Annotated in this window: 20 protein-coding genes and 2 tRNA genes; 13 read left to right on the top strand and 9 right to left on the bottom strand. The window is 39.0% G+C overall.

Annotation, left to right across the window (positions count from 1 at the left end; translation table 11 throughout):
- Positions 1 to 336: 336 nt before the first annotated feature.
- Both CH362_RS16400 and CH362_RS16395 read right to left on the bottom strand, forming a co-directional pair.
- A tRNA-Tyr gene (locus CH362_RS16400) sits at positions 337 to 418 on the bottom strand.
- Between the two features lie 61 nt (positions 419 to 479).
- Positions 480 to 552 (bottom strand) — tRNA-Thr (locus tag CH362_RS16395).
- 88 nt (positions 553 to 640) lie between these two features.
- On the opposite strand from CH362_RS16395, the gene CH362_RS16390 reads away from it, so the two are divergent.
- The 4 genes from CH362_RS16390 to CH362_RS16375 all read left to right on the top strand — a co-directional run bounded on the left by CH362_RS16390 (position 641) and on the right by CH362_RS16375 (position 4019).
- Positions 641 to 1024, top strand: coding sequence for a hypothetical protein (locus CH362_RS16390; RefSeq protein WP_100711400.1), 384 nt, complete (start codon positions 641 to 643; stop codon positions 1022 to 1024).
- Positions 1025 to 1041: 17 nt separating this feature from the next.
- Positions 1042 to 1866: a transketolase gene (locus CH362_RS16385; protein ID WP_100711399.1), complete on the top strand. Its 825-nt coding sequence runs from the start codon at positions 1042 to 1044 to the stop codon at positions 1864 to 1866.
- Positions 1867 to 2069: 203 nt separating this feature from the next.
- A complete protein-coding gene (locus CH362_RS16380; protein WP_165780282.1) occupies positions 2070 to 2969 on the top strand; it encodes a transglutaminase-like domain-containing protein in 900 nt (299 codons plus the stop codon).
- 90 nt (positions 2970 to 3059) lie between these two features.
- A complete protein-coding gene (locus CH362_RS16375) occupies positions 3060 to 4019 on the top strand; it encodes a polyprenyl synthetase family protein (protein WP_100711397.1) in 960 nt (319 codons plus the stop codon).
- A gap of 100 nt (positions 4020 to 4119) precedes the next feature.
- On the opposite strand, the gene CH362_RS16370 is transcribed toward CH362_RS16375, so the two are convergent.
- On the bottom strand, positions 4120 to 4866 hold the full coding sequence (locus tag CH362_RS16370; protein ID WP_100711405.1) for an LIC10920 family plasminogen-binding lipoprotein: 747 nt from the start codon (positions 4864 to 4866) through the stop codon (positions 4120 to 4122).
- Positions 4867 to 5018: 152 nt separating this feature from the next.
- On the opposite strand from CH362_RS16370, the gene CH362_RS16365 reads away from it, so the two are divergent.
- The gene (locus CH362_RS16365) at positions 5019 to 6161 is read left to right on the top strand and encodes an LBF_2804 family protein (RefSeq protein ID WP_100711396.1); all 1143 of its coding nucleotides are present in this window, start codon (positions 5019 to 5021) and stop codon (positions 6159 to 6161) included.
- Positions 6162 to 6204: 43 nt separating this feature from the next.
- Positions 6205 to 7236: an MBL fold metallo-hydrolase gene (locus CH362_RS16360; protein WP_100711395.1), complete on the top strand. Its 1032-nt coding sequence runs from the start codon at positions 6205 to 6207 to the stop codon at positions 7234 to 7236.
- 13 nt (positions 7237 to 7249) lie between these two features.
- Here the strand turns inward: CH362_RS16360 and CH362_RS16355 are convergent, their stop codons facing one another.
- From CH362_RS16355 to CH362_RS16345, 3 genes are read right to left on the bottom strand one after another with little or no spacing between them, the layout of a single operon-like run.
- Entirely contained in the window at positions 7250 to 8020 is a 771-nt protein-coding gene (locus CH362_RS16355; RefSeq protein ID WP_100711394.1) for a ribonuclease H-like domain-containing protein, read from the bottom strand.
- Positions 8021 to 8035: 15 nt separating this feature from the next.
- A complete protein-coding gene (locus CH362_RS16350) occupies positions 8036 to 9805 on the bottom strand; it encodes an apolipoprotein N-acyltransferase (protein WP_100711393.1) in 1770 nt (589 codons plus the stop codon).
- Complete coding sequence (locus CH362_RS16345; protein WP_100711392.1) at positions 9802 to 10863, bottom strand: lipase secretion chaperone; 1062 nt, start codon at positions 10861 to 10863, stop codon at positions 9802 to 9804. Before CH362_RS16345 ends, CH362_RS16350 begins: the two co-directional genes overlap by 4 nt.
- A gap of 111 nt (positions 10864 to 10974) precedes the next feature.
- Here CH362_RS16345 and CH362_RS16340 point away from each other — a divergent pair, with 111 nt between their 5' ends.
- Positions 10975 to 12000, top strand: coding sequence for an NAD(P)-dependent oxidoreductase (locus CH362_RS16340; protein ID WP_100711391.1), 1026 nt, complete (start codon positions 10975 to 10977; stop codon positions 11998 to 12000).
- A 6-nt stretch (positions 12001 to 12006) separates the two neighbouring features.
- Here CH362_RS16340 and CH362_RS16335 read toward each other — a convergent pair whose 3' ends face one another.
- Positions 12007 to 12669 (bottom strand): flagellar assembly protein FlaA, encoded by a 663-nt coding sequence (locus CH362_RS16335; RefSeq protein WP_425269076.1) that lies wholly within the window; start codon positions 12667 to 12669, stop codon positions 12007 to 12009.
- Positions 12670 to 12779: 110 nt separating this feature from the next.
- Here CH362_RS16335 and CH362_RS16330 point away from each other — a divergent pair, with 110 nt between their 5' ends.
- Both CH362_RS16330 and CH362_RS16325 read left to right on the top strand, forming a co-directional pair.
- Complete coding sequence (locus CH362_RS16330) at positions 12780 to 13220, top strand: hypothetical protein (RefSeq protein ID WP_100711389.1); 441 nt, start codon at positions 12780 to 12782, stop codon at positions 13218 to 13220.
- A gap of 108 nt (positions 13221 to 13328) precedes the next feature.
- On the top strand, positions 13329 to 14567 hold the full coding sequence (locus tag CH362_RS16325) for a hypothetical protein (protein WP_100711388.1): 1239 nt from the start codon (positions 13329 to 13331) through the stop codon (positions 14565 to 14567).
- 379 nt (positions 14568 to 14946) lie between these two features.
- Here the strand turns inward: CH362_RS16325 and CH362_RS16320 are convergent, their stop codons facing one another.
- Positions 14947 to 15579 carry a TetR/AcrR family transcriptional regulator gene (locus tag CH362_RS16320; protein WP_100711387.1) on the bottom strand — a complete coding sequence of 211 codons (633 nt, stop codon included), beginning with the start codon at positions 15577 to 15579 and terminating at the stop codon, positions 14947 to 14949.
- Between the two features lie 130 nt (positions 15580 to 15709).
- Between CH362_RS16320 and CH362_RS16315 the strand changes: the two genes are divergently transcribed.
- On the top strand, positions 15710 to 16990 hold the full coding sequence (locus CH362_RS16315; RefSeq protein WP_100711386.1) for an NADH:flavin oxidoreductase/NADH oxidase family protein: 1281 nt from the start codon (positions 15710 to 15712) through the stop codon (positions 16988 to 16990).
- Between the two features lie 70 nt (positions 16991 to 17060).
- Here the strand turns inward: CH362_RS16315 and CH362_RS16310 are convergent, their stop codons facing one another.
- The gene (locus CH362_RS16310; protein ID WP_100711385.1) at positions 17061 to 18314 is read right to left on the bottom strand and encodes an MFS transporter; all 1254 of its coding nucleotides are present in this window, start codon (positions 18312 to 18314) and stop codon (positions 17061 to 17063) included.
- A gap of 437 nt (positions 18315 to 18751) precedes the next feature.
- On the opposite strand from CH362_RS16310, the gene CH362_RS16305 reads away from it, so the two are divergent.
- From CH362_RS16305 to CH362_RS16295, 3 genes are all read left to right on the top strand, one after another.
- Positions 18752 to 19846, top strand: coding sequence for an L-dopachrome tautomerase-related protein (locus CH362_RS16305; protein WP_100711384.1), 1095 nt, complete (start codon positions 18752 to 18754; stop codon positions 19844 to 19846).
- A 175-nt stretch (positions 19847 to 20021) separates the two neighbouring features.
- A complete protein-coding gene (locus CH362_RS16300) occupies positions 20022 to 21629 on the top strand; it encodes a xylulokinase (protein WP_100711383.1) in 1608 nt (535 codons plus the stop codon).
- Positions 21630 to 21703: 74 nt separating this feature from the next.
- The gene (locus CH362_RS16295) at positions 21704 to 22378 is read left to right on the top strand and encodes a TetR/AcrR family transcriptional regulator (RefSeq protein ID WP_100711382.1); all 675 of its coding nucleotides are present in this window, start codon (positions 21704 to 21706) and stop codon (positions 22376 to 22378) included.
- The last annotated feature ends 9 nt before the right edge of the window (positions 22379 to 22387 follow it).

The following is a 22387-nucleotide window of genomic DNA, read 5'->3' as shown; positions in this document are numbered from 1 at the left end:
CCATTTATGGTGCATTGCCGGATTTCCGCTGCGATCGCTGTCGCGTACTAATTTGAGAATGTTCAGTAAGGTTATGAGGAAAGGTTTGTGGATGGGAGATTTCGGATTCGCGGTTAAGCATTCTGTATTAATAAAGGATTCGCCTCTACGCAGTCTCGCATCCTGCGCGACTGGGCTCCGAGGCGTCTTGCTCGCGCTCTTCGCCATCCATGGCTCGAGTCGCATTCATTTACGCTCCCTATTGGTCGCTATGAATGCTTTCGCTCGCAAGCTTCGAATCCTTCCGGACTTTTTCGTATATTAGGATTTAATTGTAAGGGGAAAGGGAGAAACTTTTGGGCAGGGAAGGATTCGAACCTTCGAAGGCTTGGCCAGCAGATTTACAGTCTGCCCTCGTTGACCGCTTGAGTACCTACCCGTTGTTGAAAGCCATTATTTTTGCTCAGGGTGGCTGGTCAATCTTATTCGAAAAATGAACGAGCTGCCTATAGGAATCGAACCCACAACCGTCTGATTACAAATCAGATGCTCTACCAATTGAGCTAAGGCAGCGTTCAAGAGACAGTTTTCGAAATGATTTTGTCGGGTCAATCGATTAAAAAGGATTTTCTCCAGCTTTCTAATATTGTCTTTTGGACAGATGTCTCTTTTTCTAATCAATACTGGAATGACTCTCTCTATCCTTCTTTTTTATACGGGGTATTGGTTTCGTTTTAGAAACAACCGATTGCATAGGATCTTTAATTTGGGAGGGATCTTTTTCAATTTAAGCACAGCAGTTTATCTCCTCGGCTTAAAATATTTGGGACCAGGGATAGAGCAGTCAGGACTTATCGCTACTGTTGATAAACTGTATATAGATATTCACAGAGCGATTGCAGCTATCACACTTATTCTGATGTTACTCATGGGTTGGTCAGGACTGACTAGAAAAAAAGAATTCCATAGGAAGCTTCATTTTATTTTTCTACCATTATACACACTCGTTTATCTATCGGGACTGTTTTTGTTCCGCTCGAATTAATACCGGAGCTTGCTTACGTGGAAGACACCAAAGAAATCAAAATATTCGCTAATAATATCCGCAAAAACGTGATCAAAATGGTCACTGCGGCAAAATCCGGTCACCCGGGAGGTCCTCTTGGACTTGCGGATATCTACGCAGTATTATACAAAAAGGTCCTAAATCATAAACCTACTGATCCGGATTGGGAAGATAGAGACAGGCTCATCCTTTCCAATGGTCACGTATGCGCTGTACGTTATGCTGCCATGGCTCAGGCTGGATTTTTTCCTGAATCTGAACTTCTAACCTTTAGGAACATAAACTCCAAATTACAGGGACATCCTTCTACCCGTTATTTAAAAGGGATCGAAAGCTCTTCCGGATCTCTTGGCCAGGGACTTTCTGTCGCAGTTGGGATCGCTTTAGGTGCAAGGCTTTCTAAAAAAGACTACAAAGTATATGCATGTATTTCTGACGGAGAATGTGGAGAAGGTATGACCTGGGAAGCGGCACAATCCGCTGCTCATTACAAAACTGATAACCTGATCGCGTTTATGGACAAGAACGGGATCCAGATCGACGGATTCACTAAAGATGTAATGAACCTGGAACCTCTAAACAAAAAGTTTGCTGCATTCGGATGGAATGTATTAGAAGCAGATGGTCATAATATTGAATCGATTATCTCTGCTTTCGAGAAAGCAAAAACTTATAAAGGTGCTCCTACCATTATTCTTTTCGAAACTGTACTCGGAAAAGGTGTCTCCTTCATGGAAAATAATCCTGGATGGCATGGAACTCCTCCGAATGCGGAGCAAGAAAAGAAAGCATTAGAAGAATTAGAGCAAGTAACTGCTTAATCCTCTTGGGTTAGAGAAAGAAATTTTTCTGACCCACATATTGCTCTTAACATAATAAAAGTCTCATTCCATTTTTCTAATCACTTGAACAAGTGCGTTCGAAAAAGATGGAAGACATAGTTAATTTATACTGCTCATCCTTTTTTTACACAATCATTTCAGATCCGAATTGACTTTCGTTTTTGAAATCCGATTTTATAGATATGCAATCTTCCGATTCTTTCTTCGGCACAGTTCCTTTTCCTCCGGACAAGATCGAGGATAAGTTTTATCAGCTAGAGTTTTCTTCTCTTCAAGATAAATCTAGGATCATAAAAGAGATCGCTAGCATGATCCCTTGGCAAGTTAGGGTCCAAGAAATTGCAGATGAACTAAAAGATCCAACTCTTAGAGTGTTTGCACGTTCTGTAAGTGCAGCAGTTCATTCCGAAAGAATTAGTTATCGTTATTCTATCTTAGCGGAGAAGGGTCATCCAAATCATTACGACGATCTAGAAGAAGGTGTGTTTCTTCTTTCTTCAGTGATCGATTCAGATCTTTCTTATTTGGAGTTCAGAACATATTTAGATAAGATCGCAATTAGAGTCGAAGAGTTAGTAGACCTGAACGAAGATCTCGCTTCTGACGAAGTCAAAGTGCATTTTTTAACCAGAGTACTCTCTCAGGAAGAAGGTTTTGGCGGAAATCATGATCAGTATGAGGATCCGAACAATTCTTATCTTCATAAGGTATTCTCTTCTAAAAAGGGGATCCCAATTTCTCTTTCCGTTATCTATCTGTTAGTGGCTCACAGATTACAACTCCCCTTATATGGGGTGAATATGCCTTTGCATTTTCTATTACATTTTGAATCTTCTGAATTTCAAACCTATATAGATTCTTATCATGGTGGTGTGATGTTGGACCGTTCTACCTGCATTCGTTTTCTGAAAGCAAACGGATTCCAGGCACACGAAAGATATTTCACTCATGCAAGCAGTTTGACAATCCTCAAAAGAATGTTCCGTAATCTAATCCATATCTATCGCAAAAAAGAGGATAGAGATATGGAAAAAATCCTTTCTCGCCACCTTCTCGCCTTGGACAATAAGTGGAAACCTTGACCATAAATTGGTCCGGAACTTCTCCTATTACGTCCTTTACTGCTTGAGCCGAAAAATCGATTCTAAATACTGTCGTAACAGGAAACCCGCGTGAAAGCAAAAGGATTGAAGGATCTCTTAGTCCGTAAGTTCGATAAAAAACTAAAAGATATCATAGACGAAGATCTGCGTATTCTGGCCGAAATCAAAGAATACACGATCCGATCCGGTGGCAAACGGATTCGTCCTATTCTACATTATTGTCTTTGTAAGATCCTTGGTTATAAGGGAGATAAATACTCCGACGTAGGTGCGATCGCTGAGCTAATTCATGCTGCGAGTCTTCTTCATGATGACGTGGTCGACGAGGCCCAGACAAGAAGAGGAATGCCAAGTGTCCCTTCTAAATTCGGGAACAAAACTTCTATCTTAGCTGGCGATTATCTTTTGGCATGTGGGATAGATCATCTAAACAGTTTGGGTTCTCCAGATTTGATGGATCTTTTTACAACTGTTATCAAAGATCTTTCCGTCAGTGAACTTATTCAAATGGAATGGGAAAAAAATCCCAAAATCACATTAGATATCTATAATAAAGTAGTCTACGGAAAAACTGCATCATTATTCGGAGCTGTCTCAGAAGCAGCCGGGATATTAGTAGATGCTCCTAAAAAGACCAGAAAAAAACTACATGAGTTTGGTATTCGTTTAGGTTCTTTATTCCAGAAACAAGATGATGCGATCGATTATTTCCAAGCCGGAGACCAAACAGGGAAAATTCCTCTCAAAGATTTTCGCAATGGTCTATATACTTATCCTGTCTTAAAACTGCTCGAGATTGCAGACAAGAACGATAAAAAATTAGCTCATTCTTTATTCGCTAAGGAAGAAAGAAACTCGGATGATGATCTAGTCATTCTCTCCTTATTGAATAGATACAATATTCGAAAAAATTTGAATGAAGAATTTGTAGCAGATGTAGAAGGTCTTTTAAACTTCTTAAAATCCTATCCTGAGTCTAACGAAGGCAATCTTGTTAAAGAACAATTCCGCAAATTAATGGAAGTTTGATCTCATAAAGATAGTTCACCTTCTTCTTAACGAACTTCCTGAAAACAAAAAAGCCGCGATCTCCACCGCGGCTTTTCTTTTATCTTAAACTAAATTAAGATTACTGGCCGGTACTTGAAGAACCAGAAGGGATCGCGTTACTTGTACAGTTAATATCACCTTTGATAGAAACTGTAGGACCACTCGCAGTATTCGTATTATAACATTTTAAACCATCTTGGGTATAACACATACTGGAAGAAGTAGCAGAAGTACAGTTGATAAAGTCCGTAGTATAACATTGGGTCAAAGCAAGACCTGCAGATCCAGTAGTTACTTTGTTCCCTACCAAATCTAATGTAACAGTCAAGTAGGAGAGAGCTTGGGTGCTAGAAGTTCCTGTGTCCACAGGCACTCCACTTCCTCCCCAGAAAATTTTTCCGTAGTTCGCAACTACTGGAGAAATTCCCAATAAAGGTAAACCGGAGAATGAGAACCCTTGCTGAGCATCTACTGTTCCTTGGTTTTGAGTAGCATCGTAAACAAATTTCAAAGTTACGAATGCGCCTGTGGTAAAATACATCCTGGAATTGATTGTAAATAAATTCGTAGTGGAACCTGTGCTTGTTGAAGTTCCTGTAGTTGTCCCGCTGGTGGAGCTGGAATAAGGAGTTGCACTTCCGCAGTTGGAAGTTTTGTCCTTATCGATTTCTCCCTGGATAGGGAAGGTGGAACCGTCGGTTCCAGTAACGGTTAGATCTACTTTATTAGTATCTCCAGTATTGCAAGACACGAGCACAGCGACCGTGGCGATTAGGCCGACAAATGCAGGGAATAATTTGGAAATAAACGGTTTAGAGAACGCCATAATTCTAATATCTATCTTCGGAAAATCATGGTCAAGAATGAAATCTTGGGAACGAAAACTCGACCAGTCGGGCCTTAGACCCAGAAAACTCATAGAAAGGTTCCACCATTGAGTTGACTTGCCCCCGATTTTGGTTTCCGATCGTCCTTCTGATGAATGTAAGGGCCGAATCTTATTCAGATTATAAACCGGGTGTTTTGGAAAAATGGGGGATTAAAATTCTCCGGAATTATGTCAATGGGGACAAGGAAGAAGAGAAAGCTCTTGAGCCAAGTCCAGACTTCTTCCCCAAAAGTACAAGGATCATACGTTGGGCTTCCTTCTTAGGATTGCAGATTGGATTTTGGACGACTTACCTTATTATCTTAGTAGAAAAACTTTTTCCTGAATCACCTGAAACATTTTCACCGGAGTTTATAGAAAAATGGAGTTATGCAGGAGCGGCACTTGCAATCGGAACCATCTTAGAATTTTATCTTCTCTATAAATTAGGATTATGGGCCGCGTATAAACTCACAAAACTTTCAGGTATACAATTGGAAGAAGATCCAGACCTTGTCACTGGAAATGCAAATCTACTTTCCAGGATGGCTTTGGAAATCCCGGACCCTGATCTAAAACTATTAGGAATAGATCCATTACGACTAACTGACAAGAGAAGTTTACTCATACGAACATTCTTTTATAAGACAAAAGTTTTACTTTCTAACCTGCTTGCTAAGATCGTACTCAGAAAAATTTTAGCGAGAAACTCTCTGCGAGTTTATGCAGACTATATCGCAGCTCCTATCACTGCAATCTGGGACGGAGTGGTAATGTATCTGATCTTAAAAGAACTTAGGATCAGATTACTTTCCAGGATCATAGCAAAAGAAGTCACAGACGAAATATTGAAAAATAAGGATAAACTTAGTAAAGAGGGAAAGATTGCATTCTTAGCTGCAGTTGGAAACTCAGTAGTGTTCACCCAAATATTCCATCCCAATTTGGAATACATGCTGATCAAAATGCATAAAGGATTCGGTTTGAATTCTCATGATGGATCTTTGGATGATCTGGATACATTCGGAAGTTTGGTCTCCCAATTATCTAAAGAAGAGAAGAAGGCCTGCTTGAGATTATTATGTATCGCATGTTCCTTCGATGGAAAACTATCATCGTTCGAAACAAAACATATTAAACGAATTCTGGGAGAAGAAGCTAAAGAGAATTTGGACTCAATTCGAATTCTTTCAGAGTATATCCGAAAAGGAAATTTAGAAGCTTGCAGAGAAAGGAGTCGCTTATTTTCCTAGAAGACGGACTACGCAGTTCGATTTAGCCAAGGGAGAATCGAGTTTGAAAATTTATCGTTATGACTCAATTCCAGATGTAAAAGAAATCGGGGACGGAATTTTTAAAACGGAGATCCCTCAGCCGTTTTATGCACCCAATAATATTTATATTCTTCCTGATGGAGAACCTGCACTTATAGATTCAGGTTATCTCGCTAATTTAGGAATGCTCCAAAGGGCACTTCGAAAGATCGGACTTAGCTTAAACAAGATCAAACATATCTTTTATACTCATAATCATTTGGATCATCTGAGCGCTGTTCTCACGATCCGTTATTATACAGATGCAAAACTATACGCAATGAAAGGGATGGCTTCTGGAATTGGAAACTATCTGGAACATGTAGAAATGTTTAACAGAGCGTCTAAACGTCTGGTATACAAAGGCCATAGAGTTCCGGAAGATCGTAAGAGAGAACTAGCAAGGATAGAAGAAGGAAACCTAAACTTAAGAAATACATTAAGTAGAGGAACTCGTATCGATCCTGTTTTAAAATTTGATATAGAATTAGAAGAAGGGGACGTGATCCACGCCGGCGGAAGAGACATTGGATTTTTACATACTCCAGGTCATAATCTTTGGCACCTCACTCCTTATATCTTAGAAGAAAATATATTTTTCACTGGAGATCTCGTCTTACAAAACATCTCTTCTATTTATGCAGAAATAGATGGAAATCTCGAGGACTATTATCGTTCTTTGGAAAGGATCTCTAAGATGAGTATTCGTAGACTATTGCCAGCTCATGGACCAGAGCCAGAGTCTCCTCAAAAGGCAATTAAACTTCTTCATAAAACATTACAAATATTGGAAAGAGGTGTGATCCGCAGGCTTAAGGAAAAAGAATACGATCTATCCGCTTTAACTTTAGAGGCTATGGGGGAGAAGGTTGCTCATTCAGGATATTATAATACTGCAATGGCGATCTTACATTCTATGGTTCGTAAGTTTATAGGCAAAGGCTGGGTCGAAATTATAGAAACAGAACCACCTTATGAAACTTATCGTTGGATCGCTAATACACCTGAGGTTTAAAACACTCCGCGACTTAAATCTCAGGGATAACTTCTCCGAAAAAGCGAGTTTCTTTGATTTTTAAGTTATAGGCTTTAATAAACAAAAGTTCTAGGTTAACCACATCTTCTTTATTATATTTTAAAAGAAGATCTAATGCGTCTTGGTCATCGTACTGAACATACTGCCACCATAATCGAACTGCATCCGCACCATTTACTTCATAAGGAAGGTCTCTTTTTATACCTAAGGCCTTCTCGCAACCTTTCAAACCACCTTTGATCCCGAGACTTCTCAGAATATACATTAGATCCAAATGACGGTTCTTGAATTTTTTACCGAATTCTCTTTCTAAAAAAGGAACATCGAATGCCGCACCATTATAAGTTACAAAAACATGAGAAGAAGAAAGTTCTTCAGGAAAATCATCCATATTCCTTCCTCTAAGATATGTTTTGAAATCTTTACCGTCATAAGTTCCTACAACGGTTACGAAATCACCATTACCTAAACCGGAAGTTTCAATATCTAAATAGAGAAGATTTTCTCGGATGATTGGGAATAATCTCCATTTTTGTTGGCTGGGTAGAGCGAAGAAAAAATAATCCCAGTTCTTTCTATTCATTTCCTTTCTAGAAAAATCCAGAGAGTCCAATAATAATCTGGAATGCATATCGGAAGGAGACTTTACTTTTTCTTTTAATACTTCTCTGAGTTCATCCCAATGAAGAATTCCTTGGTCCCAGAGTTTCCCTTCTTCGATCACATCGATACCAGGGAGATGGCAGAATGTATGTTCTAACAAAGATCCCCCTTGGAGCTAACCCTTAGTTTTGAAAAATGCCTTTTTTCCTACAAGAAAGAATAACGTGAATACCAGAATAGTATATAGATAAAAAGGAAGATTTCCCCATTCGGAATAGAATGTATTTCCGCCTTCTTTCAATTTTGTAGCTGGAAGCAGGAAGGATCTGGTATCTTTTTCTCCATATCTTGTTGGATGATTTAAATTTCTGCCATACGGATCCACTGCGAGTGAAATTCCTGTGACTGCAGGGCGTACTAAAGTAAGCCCAAATTCTATTGCTCTAAATCGAACAGCTCCTGCATGTTGCCAAGCTTCTATATCTGAAGAGAACCAAGAATCATTCGTAGGATTTACAAAAAAAGTATATGTATTCTTAGAAGCGAATTTTACTGAATCTCTTACAAGATAGGAAAACATTGCCTCATAACAGATCAAAGGTAAGATCTGATAGGAAACATTTTCTTCTTTACCTGAGCTGGTTAAAATTGGACGAAAATGATCCGGATTTTGGATCAAAGGAGTCTCCTCTTCTGTAGGTAAAGAAGGAATTCTTTCTCTTCTCAAGGAACGATTTCCAATAAGAGGTTTAGGATCTCCTCCAGTTATATAAAAGGAAGTTTCCTTAAACAGTTTTCTTAAAAAAGGAAATGTAGACTCGAAAGGAATATATTCTCCGAAAGCAAGTAATCTTCTTTTATCGTAACGTTCTACCTCTCCATTGGAAGAAGAAAGAAGTGTTACCTGATTTTTTAAACCTTCCGGAAAACGATTCAATTCATTGTATAAAATATCTGCACCTGATTTGTAAGTTAGATACATTAGAGCGCCATGGAATGTAGAAGAATACACTCCTTGTCCCGGATTTTCATTCGGAATTGTTCCATGAAATGGAATCGCAGACTCAGGCAAAAATAAAAGATCGGGAGGCGGAGAAGTTTCCAAAGAAGAACGAAGGCCCAATTCGAGACTTGTGCTAATTGTTTGTCCTACAAATTCAGGATTTTCAGCTAATTCTCTTTTACCAGGACTAGTGTTTGGTTGTATTAGAACTCCTGAAAGTTTTAAGATCCCATCTTCTATTGCAGGAGTGGAATTTGGAACAGTATAATCAGGAGCAGAATAAAGTCTGAAACTTCCTAAAGTCCAGACTATCCCAAAGATAAGGATCCCAGCTATCCCGTATCTTTTTAGGGAAGGATTTCTGATCAATACTAAAGAGGAACTTCCTAAGAGTAGAAAAAATCCTACTCCAAATATTCCAGTCCAAGATGCGATTTGAGAAAAAGAAAGATTTCCTTCGGCTAAATTTCCCCAGTACCAAGGAAACAGTTGAGGCATGATCAGATCGGATAAAACTCCCCAAATCGGAAAAATCAACCAACCGAATATGGTAAATCTTTCCGGAGAGTTTATATACTTATTATATAATAATAAACTAAAATTCCATCCCAAGTAAAAGATGATTAGTTTAAAATGAGAGAAGATCCCATACACGAGAAATAGGATCCAGGAAATGCCAGCGCCTGCTCCTGAAATTGCAGAAATAGAGGAGGGGATCCAAAAAAACACGATCAGGTTAATGACCTGAGAGAGTCCTAATAGCCAGAAAATAGCAGATTTAAGTTTCCACTCTCTTAATTCCAAAAATAGAATATAGGCACATAACGCGGAGAGCCCTCCCGCTGGAAAAAATTCGAAGGGCTCCATTCCGAAAAGGATTCCGGACGCAATTCCGATCAGGTATAAGAATGGACGGATCGGATTTCTGGAAAACCGGATCATTTGCCTTGCAAACGTCTTTGGTCTTCTTCTAAGGCTTTTCTTCTACCATAAGCCTCTGCTTCTTCTTGGCCTAAAATTTTAACTCTGATCTCATTCAAAGCTTTATCTCTTTCTTCAGGTCTTGCAGTCGGATGAGCTTTGAGCCAAGTTTGTTCTTCTTGTGCGGTTTGATCTTCTCTCTTCTTTTCTGCATCAATCTCTTTTAAGACTTTTTCGATCCTGTCAGCTCCGTCTTTTCCGAAATATTTTTCTCGGATTGCACGCACCTGAGGATCTTTTTCTGCAGCGGATAATTTGTTCAGATCTGTTTCTTTAAAATAAAGTTCAGTTTCGTATTTATTGAACTTAGGCTCTCTTTTATAGATCGTATTATAATAATTTCCATAAACTCCCTTACGATATTCTTCATATCTCGCGAGCTTTTTATCTCCAGGAAGATTTTTGACTTCGCTCAGGAATTGGTCATATCCATATTGGAACTCCTTCTCCGCTTCTTCTAATCCAAAGATCAGTTTAGCATCTTGGTCTGAAAAAAGTTCTCTTCTCTTCTTCTTTATGATTTCGTAAATTTCTTCCTGGCTTTTGCCTTTAGGTTGTTCGAATTCTCTTAATACCATCTCATAAGAAAGATATTTCCTAAAAAGACCAACGAGCCTTTCTCCATCCGCTCCAGGATATTGTTCTAAGATAAATGCTTTTACTATTTCATTACATTGTTCTGGGGTATAATCTGCAGGACATTTCCTTCTCAATTCCCAAAGAGAAGATACAAGATCCAATTCTCCATTTGCAGCATACTTTAAGATCTCATCATAGCTTAACCATTGGCCGTCTTTATATAATTCGCGAGAAGTAGCCATGATCTCTGGATTGATAATCCATTCTCCATTCTCGTTTTGAGTTACAGTAAAGCCTGGAGAATCTCCTCCATCAAAACCAAATTCTCTGCCGGCCGAACCTGGCTCCCAGAGAAGGAATACAATCAATACTATAAGGATTAAAAAACCAGAGGCAAAAAGCCAGATTTTCGGGGGGATTTCTTTTAAACGTTCTAACATTTGAAATATTTACCGGTTGGAAGCATTGAAGGTATTGATCGGGTGTGAGAAGGCAAGAGTTTTTACGGAAAATAAATTGGCGATTCAGGTCCTTTTTTAAATGATTCCTTCATGTCTCTTCCTATTCTTTTTTATCCGGAAGGAACCGTCGGGGCTTCGGAAATTTTTTCTCATTTCCGGAACTTAGATGTAAGATCATATCCTGCCAAATCCCCAGAAGAGATCGAAAAGTTTAAACCTACTGTATTAATTGCAAATACTAGACTCAAGGTAAATCAAGAGACCTGTCGGATGTTTCCTAGCGTAAAAATTTTTGCAACAGTGAGTTCTGGAACAGATCATGTGAATTTTTCGGATCTAAAAAAAGAATCCAGAGTATTCATTAATTCTCCAGGAAGCAATGCGGGTTCTGTTGCTGAATATTGTTGGGTCTCTCTTCTTCATTTTTTTTCGGAAGAAGAACTTAGAAAAAAGAAAGTTGGCATCATCGGCTTCGGAAATACGGGCAAAACATTCGCCAAAATTTTAGAAGAGAAGAAGGTCCCATATATCTATAACGACCCCTTTATCAAGGATCATTCTCAACCTTTGGATGAGATATTAAAATGTTCTATTGTAAGTCTTCATGTCCCTCTTACTGCTAATGGCCCTTATCCAACAGTGAATATACTGGACAAAGATAAAATTTCCAAATTGAAAGAAGATACACTTCTTATAAACACAAGTAGAGGAGAAGTTTGGTCGGAAGAAACTTTTCAAACTATTTTGGATAGAACAGATCTATATAAGGTAATGGACGTGTTTTATCCGGAACCTCCTAAAGGAAAAATTGCAGAACAAATGGCGAGTTTAGAAAATTCAATTTTCACTCCTCATATCGCAGGTTATAGCCAACTAGGAAGATTACTTGGCACATATAAGCTTGCGGAGAAGTTATGCATTCTATATAAAGAAAACAAACTTCCTCCACTTTCAAAATTTTTGAAATCGAATCAGCCAATCTCTACTGAAACTTTTTTAAAAGAAGAAGATCAGAAATTAAGAGAATCTTGGAAGAATGCAGACTGGGAATATTTTGAGAGAAGAAGGAACTCTTACCCAGCGAGAAAAGATTTGGGACTCGCGAATTTAGATTAGCAAATATTATTTTACTAAGGCCTTCTCGCCTGGAAACAAAAGATATTTAGGTCTCGTCTTCGCAAGAATATCATCTATTACGAAAACTTCTCTAGTACCTCTTTTTCTTTCGAAAGGAGCTTCGTATAAAAATCCTAAGAATACAAGTTCAGAATTTTGATGAGTGACTAGATCGTCTTGTCTCACTTTACGAGTGATGTCTAAGGATAATACTTTCCAACCTGAAAAATTAAAATGTGTGAGTAATATCTTTTTTTGATCTAAACTGGAATCTCTTACCAAAACAAAAAGAGAACCACCACCATCATTTGCATAAACATGAAACTTGAATTCTTTCACGAATTCTTTAGAGGACCAAGGTTTTTTGAATAAGATCTGAAAGGATTGGTTTTTTTCAGCGCTCAGTTCTACATACAAAGATTTTTCGGATTCTCTTTCTGGAGTTCTAAATACAGTGGAGATCCTTACTTCCGGACTGAAATCAGGACCCAATTTTGCTTTTACGTTTTCTTCTCCGAAAACTTCAGTCTCGAAATCTTGGACTACGTATTCTTTATAAATTCCGGAAAGATCTTTGGGCAAGATCGATTCGGATAAAAAGAAAATTCCGCCGAGCATGATTAAGGAAAAAATTTGAAATAGATAGATCTTGGATTTTTTCCAGCTCATGTTTTTTATTTCGGCCAGATTCTCAAAAAAAGATAACATCTCGTTTATTTTCCTAAGATCCATTTCTCTAAAAACTTGATGGTGTATTCGACTTTCCAAAAATCAGTACTATGGATCCTTCGGAAGATTCTTATTTCCCAACTCAATTGGAATTTGGAGATGCATTTCGTTCTGCTTTTCATGAGTTTTTCGGGGACGAGAAAGATTTACAATACGAATTGTATGATTTAAAGTCCGAAGGTTCTGGGCCCAAGGCAAAATGGGCCACCTTCTCCATTCGAAATCCATTAGGTGGTAGATCCATCGTATTTAGATTCGACCCGGATTCAGGTACCTTCTACGCTATGTTAAAAGTACAAGTGATCCCTGGGGAAGAAGATTGGAGCTTAGATTCTTTCTTTCAGAAAAATGGTTTTTCTGAAATCGGTTCTGCAGAAGTGCAAAATACCGCAGGAGAATGGGTCTTTCATTCTTTAGCCAGACATTATTTAGGGACAATTTTCAGCCATTGCCCTCGTATCCTAGAGCCTGATTACAAGTTGGAACCCTAAACTAATCTGGAACAAACTCTACAAAATTCGACATAAATGGACTCTATTTATCCCAAAAAAAGATGGGAAAGATCCTAAGGAAATTTGTTATTAAGTAAAGGCCCGGGCATGAAACGTATCGTTCTATTACTAAGTATCTTTCAGATCTTATATTGCAACCAAGCTAAGGAAGTGAATATAGATGCTTCCCAATCTTTAGTGGGCCTTGGCTTGGATCTGACATTATCCAACCAACTCGGACCGACTGATAATGCCAATGAGTTTGTAGCTGTAGGTGTAGCTTGCTCTTTATGGACTAGTAAAGATGGGATTGCATGGACTGCGAGTGTTGGGTCTTCCACTTTTCCGGATTGTTCCGGAGGGAGCTTGTATTCAGTCACTTATGGAAATGGTTTATTCGTCGCAGTAGGAACGACTACTGGTGATTTTACAAGCAGAACAAATAACTGTGGGCTTTGGACAAGTCCCGATGCAGTGACCTGGACTCGAGTTGCCTGTCCGAATTCTGCTACATATCCAACTCAAGGGAATCTACCATTACGTACCATCTCTTACGGTTCAGTCGGAGGGGTGAATAAGTTTATCGCAACAGGTTCCAAGTTTGCCTACTCTTCCGGCGAAACATTATATATGATCCAAAGTTCGAACGGAGTTACCTGGACTGTAATAGAAGATATAGCAGACGTAGATTACGGATCATACGATGCTTCTTGTTTAATTTCAATTTATAATAATACAGTGTATTGTTCCATGGAAGTTGGATCCTATACAGCTATCTTAAGATATAATCCTGCAGCTACCATTAATGCTCTGGAATCATTTCCTCCTTCTGGAAGCTCCATAGGTTCCATAGTTTGGAATCCTCCGACTGCTTCTCCTTATGAGATGACTACATTCCAATTTTTCAAATCTCGCTCGAATGATTTCTATTTGGTTGGAACTAGAGGTGGTGATTCTGTATCCGTGAGTTCCAAAATGAACGCCAACGGAACTTGGCCTATTTCTGTAGCTACAGGTTTTGGAACAAATGCTAGACCGAACGGTTTTGCGAGCGATTCATCAGGAAATATTTACACATTTGGCCCAAATTGCAAATGGGCATATTCTTCTAACCAAGGAACGTCTTGGACCTCTTTCAGTACTCTGGATACTTGCGGAGGCAGCAGCGGATATAATGATTGGATGTCTGCGGCTTATAGTTCAAAACTAAACCGAATCGTAGCCGTTGGGGATTCAGGTTCTATCGGAACTGTAGGAATAGCCCCGACTCAAAGTACCGATTGGACATACTTACAAGTTGCTGGCGTCAATCTTGAGATGACTTCTGTAACAAGCAGAAACAAGTAAGATTTGCAAAACCTAGATCAATTGTAAATCTGGGAAGAAGATGGACCCAATTCTAATTATAGTAATCGTATCCGGATTTTCTGTCGGAATTGTGTACGGACTCTGGATCAGAAAAAGACATAAAGAATTAAAATAATCTGATATAGATCTTTTATCCCTCACTCAAGGGATTATAAATTTTTTTTTGAAAATGTAAGTCCTAGATCATTCGTTTGTTCTCTAATATATAGAGATGAAGAACAAACGATTCGAATTGAAACTTTGGAAATTTTATCGGATTATCAGACCACTGATGGCGATCTTGATCTCATTAGCTTTCTTGTTAGTGAGTATTTATCTTCCGATCAAAGTTTGAAAAACTCCGACCAAAGAACATTCCTCAAATTTCGCAGTTATCCTGAGGAAGGAATAACATAGATTTCATAAACACTTTTAGGACTTCTCTTCCGACAGTCTGTAAAGCTCTCTTATTAGAAATATCTGACTGTATCTGCAATCCGTCAAAAAGTGCGAGTAATGTCCTGGCAGAAAGTTCTGGTGAAAGATCTTCTCTGATCTTACCATTTTCCTGAGATTCTTTAATCGTCTTAGCGAAAAGTTTTTCTAAAGAATCATAAAAACTTAATATTTCTTTTTCCATTGCGCCGCAAGCAGTCGCTTCTGCAAATAGGCGAGGGCTGCAATTTCCTTCCACTGCCAGACGGTTTGCGAGTCTTTCTAAATATTCTACCAAGCGCAGATGAGGAGGAAGCGCTTTTACTTCGGGTTCTTCGAATCCGAACCTTTCCCAAGATAAAAAGTTTTGGATGAGAGTGTCTCTGATCTCTTCTTTGCTTTCGAAATGGAAATAGATCCCACCTTTTGTGAGTCCGGCCGCATCCGCTATGTCCTGAACAGAGGTCCTTTCGAAACCCTTGCTAAAGAAACATTGCATGGCTGCCTGAAGGATAGATTCCTTTCGAACCTCCTCCGGCATTTTTTTCCAGCCAGGCTTAGATTTGTTCAGTTTCATTCCTGCTTCTGATTCTACATTTTTCTTTGGCCCGTCAAACTAATTCTCCAAATTTCCTAAAAATAAATACCAACCGGTAGGAATTTTTATTGACCAGCACAGTCAAATAAATACCGAATGGTAGGAAATTGTGAGTGAGAATTTTATGATCCAGGCATTATCAAAGGAAGGAATTTCATCCGAATATAAACTTCCAAACGGCCAAATACTCAAAAACAGAATTGTTAAAGCATCTATGGAAGAAGGTCTTTCGGATAAGGAATTTCTTCCTAGCCAAAGATTATTCAAACTTTATGAAAGATGGTCCCAATCAGGCGCGGGACTTCTTCTTACCGGAAACGTAATGGTGGACGTAAATGGACTAACAGGTCCGGGCAATGTGATCTTAAGAAAAGACATGGATCTTTCTCCCCTAAAAAAATGGGCAGAGATTGGCCAATCCGGCGAATCCAAAATTTGGATGCAGATCAATCATCCAGGAAGGCAAACATTTGGTTTTATTACTGAAACACCTGTTGCACCTTCTCCAATAAAAGTTCATATACCTGGCAGAATGTTCGCCAAAGTTTTTGGAGAACCAAGAGAATTAAGGGGAGAAGAGATCAAAGTCCTCATCCAAAAATTCATAGATGCTGCTGTCATAGCCGAAAAGGCAGGGTTTAACGGAGTAGAAGTTCATTCTGCTCATGGATATTTATTAAATCAGTTCCTTTCTCCAATTACTAATATTAGAAAAGATGAATGGGGTGGTTCTTTGGAAAATCGGACCAGGTTCCTTTTGGAAGTTCTAAAAGGTATTAAAGCATCTGTTCGATCCGATTTTGGAATTGGAGTTAAATTAAATTCTGCGGACTTCCAAGGTGGAGGTTTCCAAGAAGAAGATTCTATCCAAGTAATCAAAATGCTCGAACCGATCGGTTTGGATCTTCTGGAAATTTCAGGGGGGAATTATGAATCTCCTGCGATGCAAGGAACAGGCACAAACAAAAGAGAAGCTTACTTTTTAGATTTTGCTAAAAAGGCAAAAGAGATCACTAAAATTCCTCTACTAGTAACCGGAGGATTCAGAAGCAAATCTGTAATGGAAGAAGCTATTATTTCCAAAGAAGCAGACTTAGTTGGGATCGCTGCACCTTTTGCATTTCATCCTACATTCGTAAATGGATTACTTTCTGGAAAAATAGAAAAGGTCTCTATAGAAATACCAAAACTTTCTAATCCTGCATTAAATTCACTTTCTAAGATGTCCGCGATCCGTCTTCAGTTTAGAAGAATGGGAGAAGGAAAAGAACCTAGGCTACCAGGTTCTTTGATTTGGAATATGATACAAGATCAGATCAGAGGAAGACGTAACGCTAAAAATTACCGAAAATTTTTGGAACGAATTTCTTCAAATCGGATCACATACTGAAACGACTTGATCCATTGAATAGCAAACCTTAAACCGTCCGTCGGAGTAATTCCGACGGACCTTTTTTTATTTATTTTCTGGAGAGAGAATTCTCTTGTACTTTTGCTCCTAACATCAAAGGAGATTCTTTCAGTAAGAAAGACAAAGCTAAGTTTAATACTCCAAGACCTATAAATATTTTTAAGAATAGATCAATTCCTAAAAAGTTCAGACCTAAGATAAAGAAGATCCCAGATATCTGCCCAATCCAAAGTAAAAGTCCTTGAGAAGATGATTCGGGTGCCGGAGAAGTGATCTCTGCGCAATATTGGAATCCGATTGGAGCACCGATCCCGAGTAAGAAGAATCCAATCAAGAATGCTCCAGTTAATACTAATGTATAATCATTCGCTAAGGAGAATAATAACATTCCAGGCAAAAATCCTGCCATAGAGATCACTAAGAAAGGTTGCCTTTTACCAATCTTATCTGAGATTAATGGAACGAAAATGCCTGCGATAATTCCTGACATTAACATCATTCCTGCAATTTCTCCGGACTGGGTCATGTTCAGATGTTTTGTTTCGCAGATCTGGTCTATACAAGTGCTGACTGCATTAAATACTCCTAAACCAATCAGGAATAGAAGCAGAGATTTTCTCATATCTTTTTGGCTTAAGATATGTTTTAAACCTTCGAATACTTTAAATTTAGAATCTCGCAGATTTGAATTATCAGGAGCAGTTGGAGGTTTCTCTTTAAAGAACGCCAAGAAAACTACAGCTCCAACCATAGCTACTAATCCATAATTTAAAAGAATTCCGGGGATCTCTTGAGGATTTGGATTCACTTCTCCTAACATTCTAGGAGTGATCGCCATTACTAAAATGATACCTACAAATTGCGCTAAGGTTCCGATTGCTACTGCGGTCGCTCTTTCAGTAATTGGGAACCATTGAACGCTGACTTTTGTGACTGCGTTTAATATGAAAGGTTGTGCGATCGCTAAACCGATTTGAGATGCGATCACTATGTTAAAATTATCTGCGTAAACTCCTTTGCTTAAGGAGAAAATTCCAGTAAGAACAGCGCCTACTCCTACTCCGATCTTAATTCCGTAAGTATCGATGATATAAGAAGCAGGGATCGCCATTAACACGAATACTCCCATAAAAATGAGGGAGAGAAGATCTATTTGAAGGCTTGAAACATCGTAAAATACTTTAGCTTCTCTGGCTATAGGCGCAAAAGTCAGCCATTGGATTTGGATAATCGCCGTAATGAGTGCGTATAGACCAAGAATCACCCATCTGTAGCCGTATACCTTTACTTGGTTTTCACGCATAGAAAGCCCCGTTTTTATTTAAATAGTGAAAAGATAATAATTCGCATCACTTAGGTCCGAGGAAGTCATCACAATATGCTCGGAAGTAACTATGACAGTATAGGAGGTATATGTTCTAGTTCCAAGCAAATTATAATTTTGGAATGGGAAGTACATATCATTTTAGTTTCTAATTATAACGATCTCAATATTATGCGAATAAGTGGTTTTGCGAAATGTAAGACGCATATAAGTACAAGGTAATTCGATCCTATAATCCCGTTCTTTTTCATGTGAACACAAGTTTACATCGTATACTAGTACTTTAAGAAATAAGAAAGTTGTAAGTTACGATTTTAAGTATAAGACCGACTTCTTAAATTCGGACGTTCGACTTAAACAATGCGGACGACCATTTTCTTTTTTGCCTTATGATATGAGGCAGTGGAGAAAATTTTATGTTAAAAAAATGGGCCATAGTCTTTGCGTTGGTTTTTACAATCGTAAAATGCGAAACAGGAAATTTAGAAGATAGGACAACGTTACCAAAGTATCCGAATTCTTCTTTAGAAAAAGTAATCCAGTTAGATCGTCCTCCTGGCAATATCAGCGCATCTGCATCCGGAAGGCTCTTCTTCTCCTTCTTTCCCCAAGGTTCTCCACCCATCAAAGTTGCTGAGTTAAAGAATGGCCAGGTCCTTCCATTTCCGAACCAAAACTTTCAGAAAAATTTTAATACAGTTCTTTCAGTCAGAGTAGATGATAAAAATCGGCTTTGGACCCTGGATTATGGCAATCTGGCAATAACAAGACCAAAGGTTTATGCTTTCGATATTGAAACTGGAACGACCATTCATGAGTTTGAATTCCCAGTTTCTATCGCTCCCAAGGATTCTTTGTTCAACGATATGCAAATTGATACAGTTACAGAGACAATATTTATCACAGATACAAGTCCTTTGATCCCAGATCCAGGACTCGTGGTATATGATATCACAAACAAAAAAGCAAGACGCCTTTTGAAAGATCATGTCTCCGTCGTTGGGGAAAGAAACGAGATCGTAGTGAACGGATCTCCTTTCCAAGTAGCAGGAGTTTCTATTATATTTAATGCAGACTCTATCGCGTTAGATCAAAATAGGGAATGGTTATATTTTGCTCCTTTCACTTCAGGCGAATTATATCGTGCTAAAACCAGTGTTTTAAGGGATTCTACGTTAACTGCTGCTCAACTCGCAGCACAAGTCGAACAATATTCTTTAAAATCGATGAGTGATGGGATCAGTATTGATAAGAACGGAAACATATATGTGACCGACGCGGAGCATTCTGCAGTGAATCTGATCGATGCAGATAAAAAGATCACCACATTATTCAAGGATCCAAGCTTCCGTTGGCCCGACGGCTTTAGTTATGCTCCTGATGGATATATGTATTTAACCTGCAGTGCGTTAAACGAAGTTTTCCTACAACTGGATAGCGTAATCCTAAGCAAGGGGCCTTACTATATCTATAGATTCAAACCAGAAGCGGAAGGGATTATAGGCAGATAATTTTTAGCCCGCGCATCGCTGTCGCGATTCTATTGACACGAAAAGACAATCGCATATAACCGCCTTCTCATTTTAGAAAAAAGGATTGCCCTTTTTGAGGGGCTTTTCAATCTCCTGATGAGTGAGTGCTCACTCATCGAGCTTTTCGATGACTGGGTTCCGGAGGATCTGCTGCATGAAATCAAAAGTCTACGTTTTGGCTTACGATATAGGAACTACCGGGACCAAAACTTGCCTATTTGAAATAGGTGATAGGCTTACTCTAATTAATTCTGCAACCCAAGAATACGGACTCACACTTTTAGAAGGCGGAGGAGTAGAGCAGGATCCCCAAGATTGGTGGAATTCTATGAGAGATACCACCGCCCAGGTCTTAAAAGAAAGCAAATTAGATTCTGCAGAAATTCGTGGGATCTCCTTCTGTTCTCAAATGCAAGGTCTTGTCTTAGTTGATAAAGATCTGAAACCGGTACGTCCAGCGATGAGTTATATGGACCAAAGAGCCCGTGAGCAAATGAAAAAAGGAATCGAGCATGGGATCAAGATAGAAGGTCTGAATGCTTATAAACTTCTTCGTTCCTTACAGATCACGGGAGCAGTTGCTGGAAGTGTAAAAGATCCATTATGGAAATATAAATGGGTCGAGGCAAAAGAAGCAGAAAAATTTGCGAGAGTCCACAAATGGTTGGATGTGAAAGATTATCTGACTACCAGATGTACTGGCAGAGCTACCATGACCTTGGATTCTGCATTTGCTACTTTCTTATATGATTCTCGCCCTGGCAAAAGCCGCTGGCATAAAGGACTTTGCAAAATGTTCGGAGTCCGTTTCGAACATCTTCCTGATCTAATACAATCTACAGATCTGATTGGTGGTCTGACTGAAATATCCGCAAAAGAACTAGGATTAAAAGAAGGAACTGCAGTTTTTGGTGGAGGCGGAGACGCTACTCTGATAGGTATCGGAGCAGGCGCTGTAGAAGAAGGTGACACTCATATTTATGCAGGGACTTCTGGTTGGGTATCTACAGTAACCAAAAAAAGAACTGTAGATATCAACGCTAGAATTGCATCCATCGTAGGAGCCCGAGCAGGTTTTTATAATTATTTCGGAGAACAGGAAACGTCTGGTAAATGTCTACAATGGGTCAAAGACCATCTTGCCCTAGACGAGATAGATGTTTATTTAGAAAAAAAGAATGTAACGGAAGGAGAAGACGCAGTTCACGAAAGTCTTTTCGCATACTTATTCGAATCCATTAAAGATACTCCCGCAGGAAGTGATGGAGTGATCTTTACTCCTTGGTTGCATGGAAACCGTTGTCCTTTCGAAGATCCTGCAGCAAGAGGAATGTTCTTCAATATTGGTTTGGATACAGGAAAAAGAAAACTGATCCGATCTGTGATCGAAGGTATTTCCTTTCATAAACGTTGGATCTTAGAATTATCTCATACAAAAATTCCAGCATCTTCTACCATTAGATTTGTGGGCGGAGTGGCACGTTCTCCTATTATTTGCCAGATCTTGGCGGATATTACAGGGAGAACTATCGAAACAATAGATCATCCCCAAAATGCGGGAGCTACTGGTGCGGCAGCGATAGCTGCATTAGGATTAGGTAAAATTCATTCTTTCGAAGAGATCAAAAGTTTAATTCCAAGTAAAGAAAGATGGAATCCGAATCCGGCGAATAAATTAGTATATGATCGGAATTTTTCCGTATTCAAAAAATTATATGAGGCTAACAAGGCGCATTACGCAATCTTAAATACATATAAATAAAAAGGAACGAGCTTATCCCATAAGGGACTCCTTATGCAAAATGTATAGGCTCTGTTCTGGCAGGGTGTCAACAGATGAAGAGAATAGAACAGTCCAACCGAGTTCGGGGTAAAATTTTAGAAGTTTCCCGAAAACTTTTCGTAAGTGAAGGATATGAAAAGGCAACCATACGTAGGATCATCGAGGAAGCAGAGATCACTACAGGAAGTCTTTATCATTTTTTCAAGAACAAGGAAGAGATACTTCTCGCAATAGCTAGCGAAGTATTCAACGAAGCGGGTGAGACCGCCGAACGCCTGGTAGGTGAAATGGATCCTCCACTGGTTTTTGCCATGGAAATCGGATTACAATTCTATCTTTGCCAGAAAAAACTTACCATAGCGGAAACATACTTAGCGGCTTACAAAACCCACGGTGTAACCGATATGATAGGAAATCGCGGCTCTCATAGAAGCAAGATCCTATTCGAAAAATATAATCCTGAATTTGACGAACAAGAATATTTAATCCGTACTTTGGCCTTCAGAGGGGTCTTCCAAAGCCTTTTGGAAGAAATGGTATATTCCGGAAAAATAGACAGGCTCAGAATGATGACTACGGTCATCCAATTGGGACTAACTACATTCGGAGTTCCAAAAGAAGAAATGGAAATTGCATTACAAAAAACTTTCAGACTCCTGAAAGAAAGAGCTTCTGAGATAGAAGCACTGTCAGAAGGGCTACTGGAAATTTTCGTAAACGGACGCTAAAATCCGGTT

The organism is Leptospira saintgironsiae (assembly GCF_002811765.1).
Classification (GTDB): domain Bacteria; phylum Spirochaetota; class Leptospiria; order Leptospirales; family Leptospiraceae; genus Leptospira_B; species Leptospira_B saintgironsiae.
Note: the sequence above shows the minus strand (reverse complement) of the source record. Positions and strands in the feature narration are given on the sequence as shown.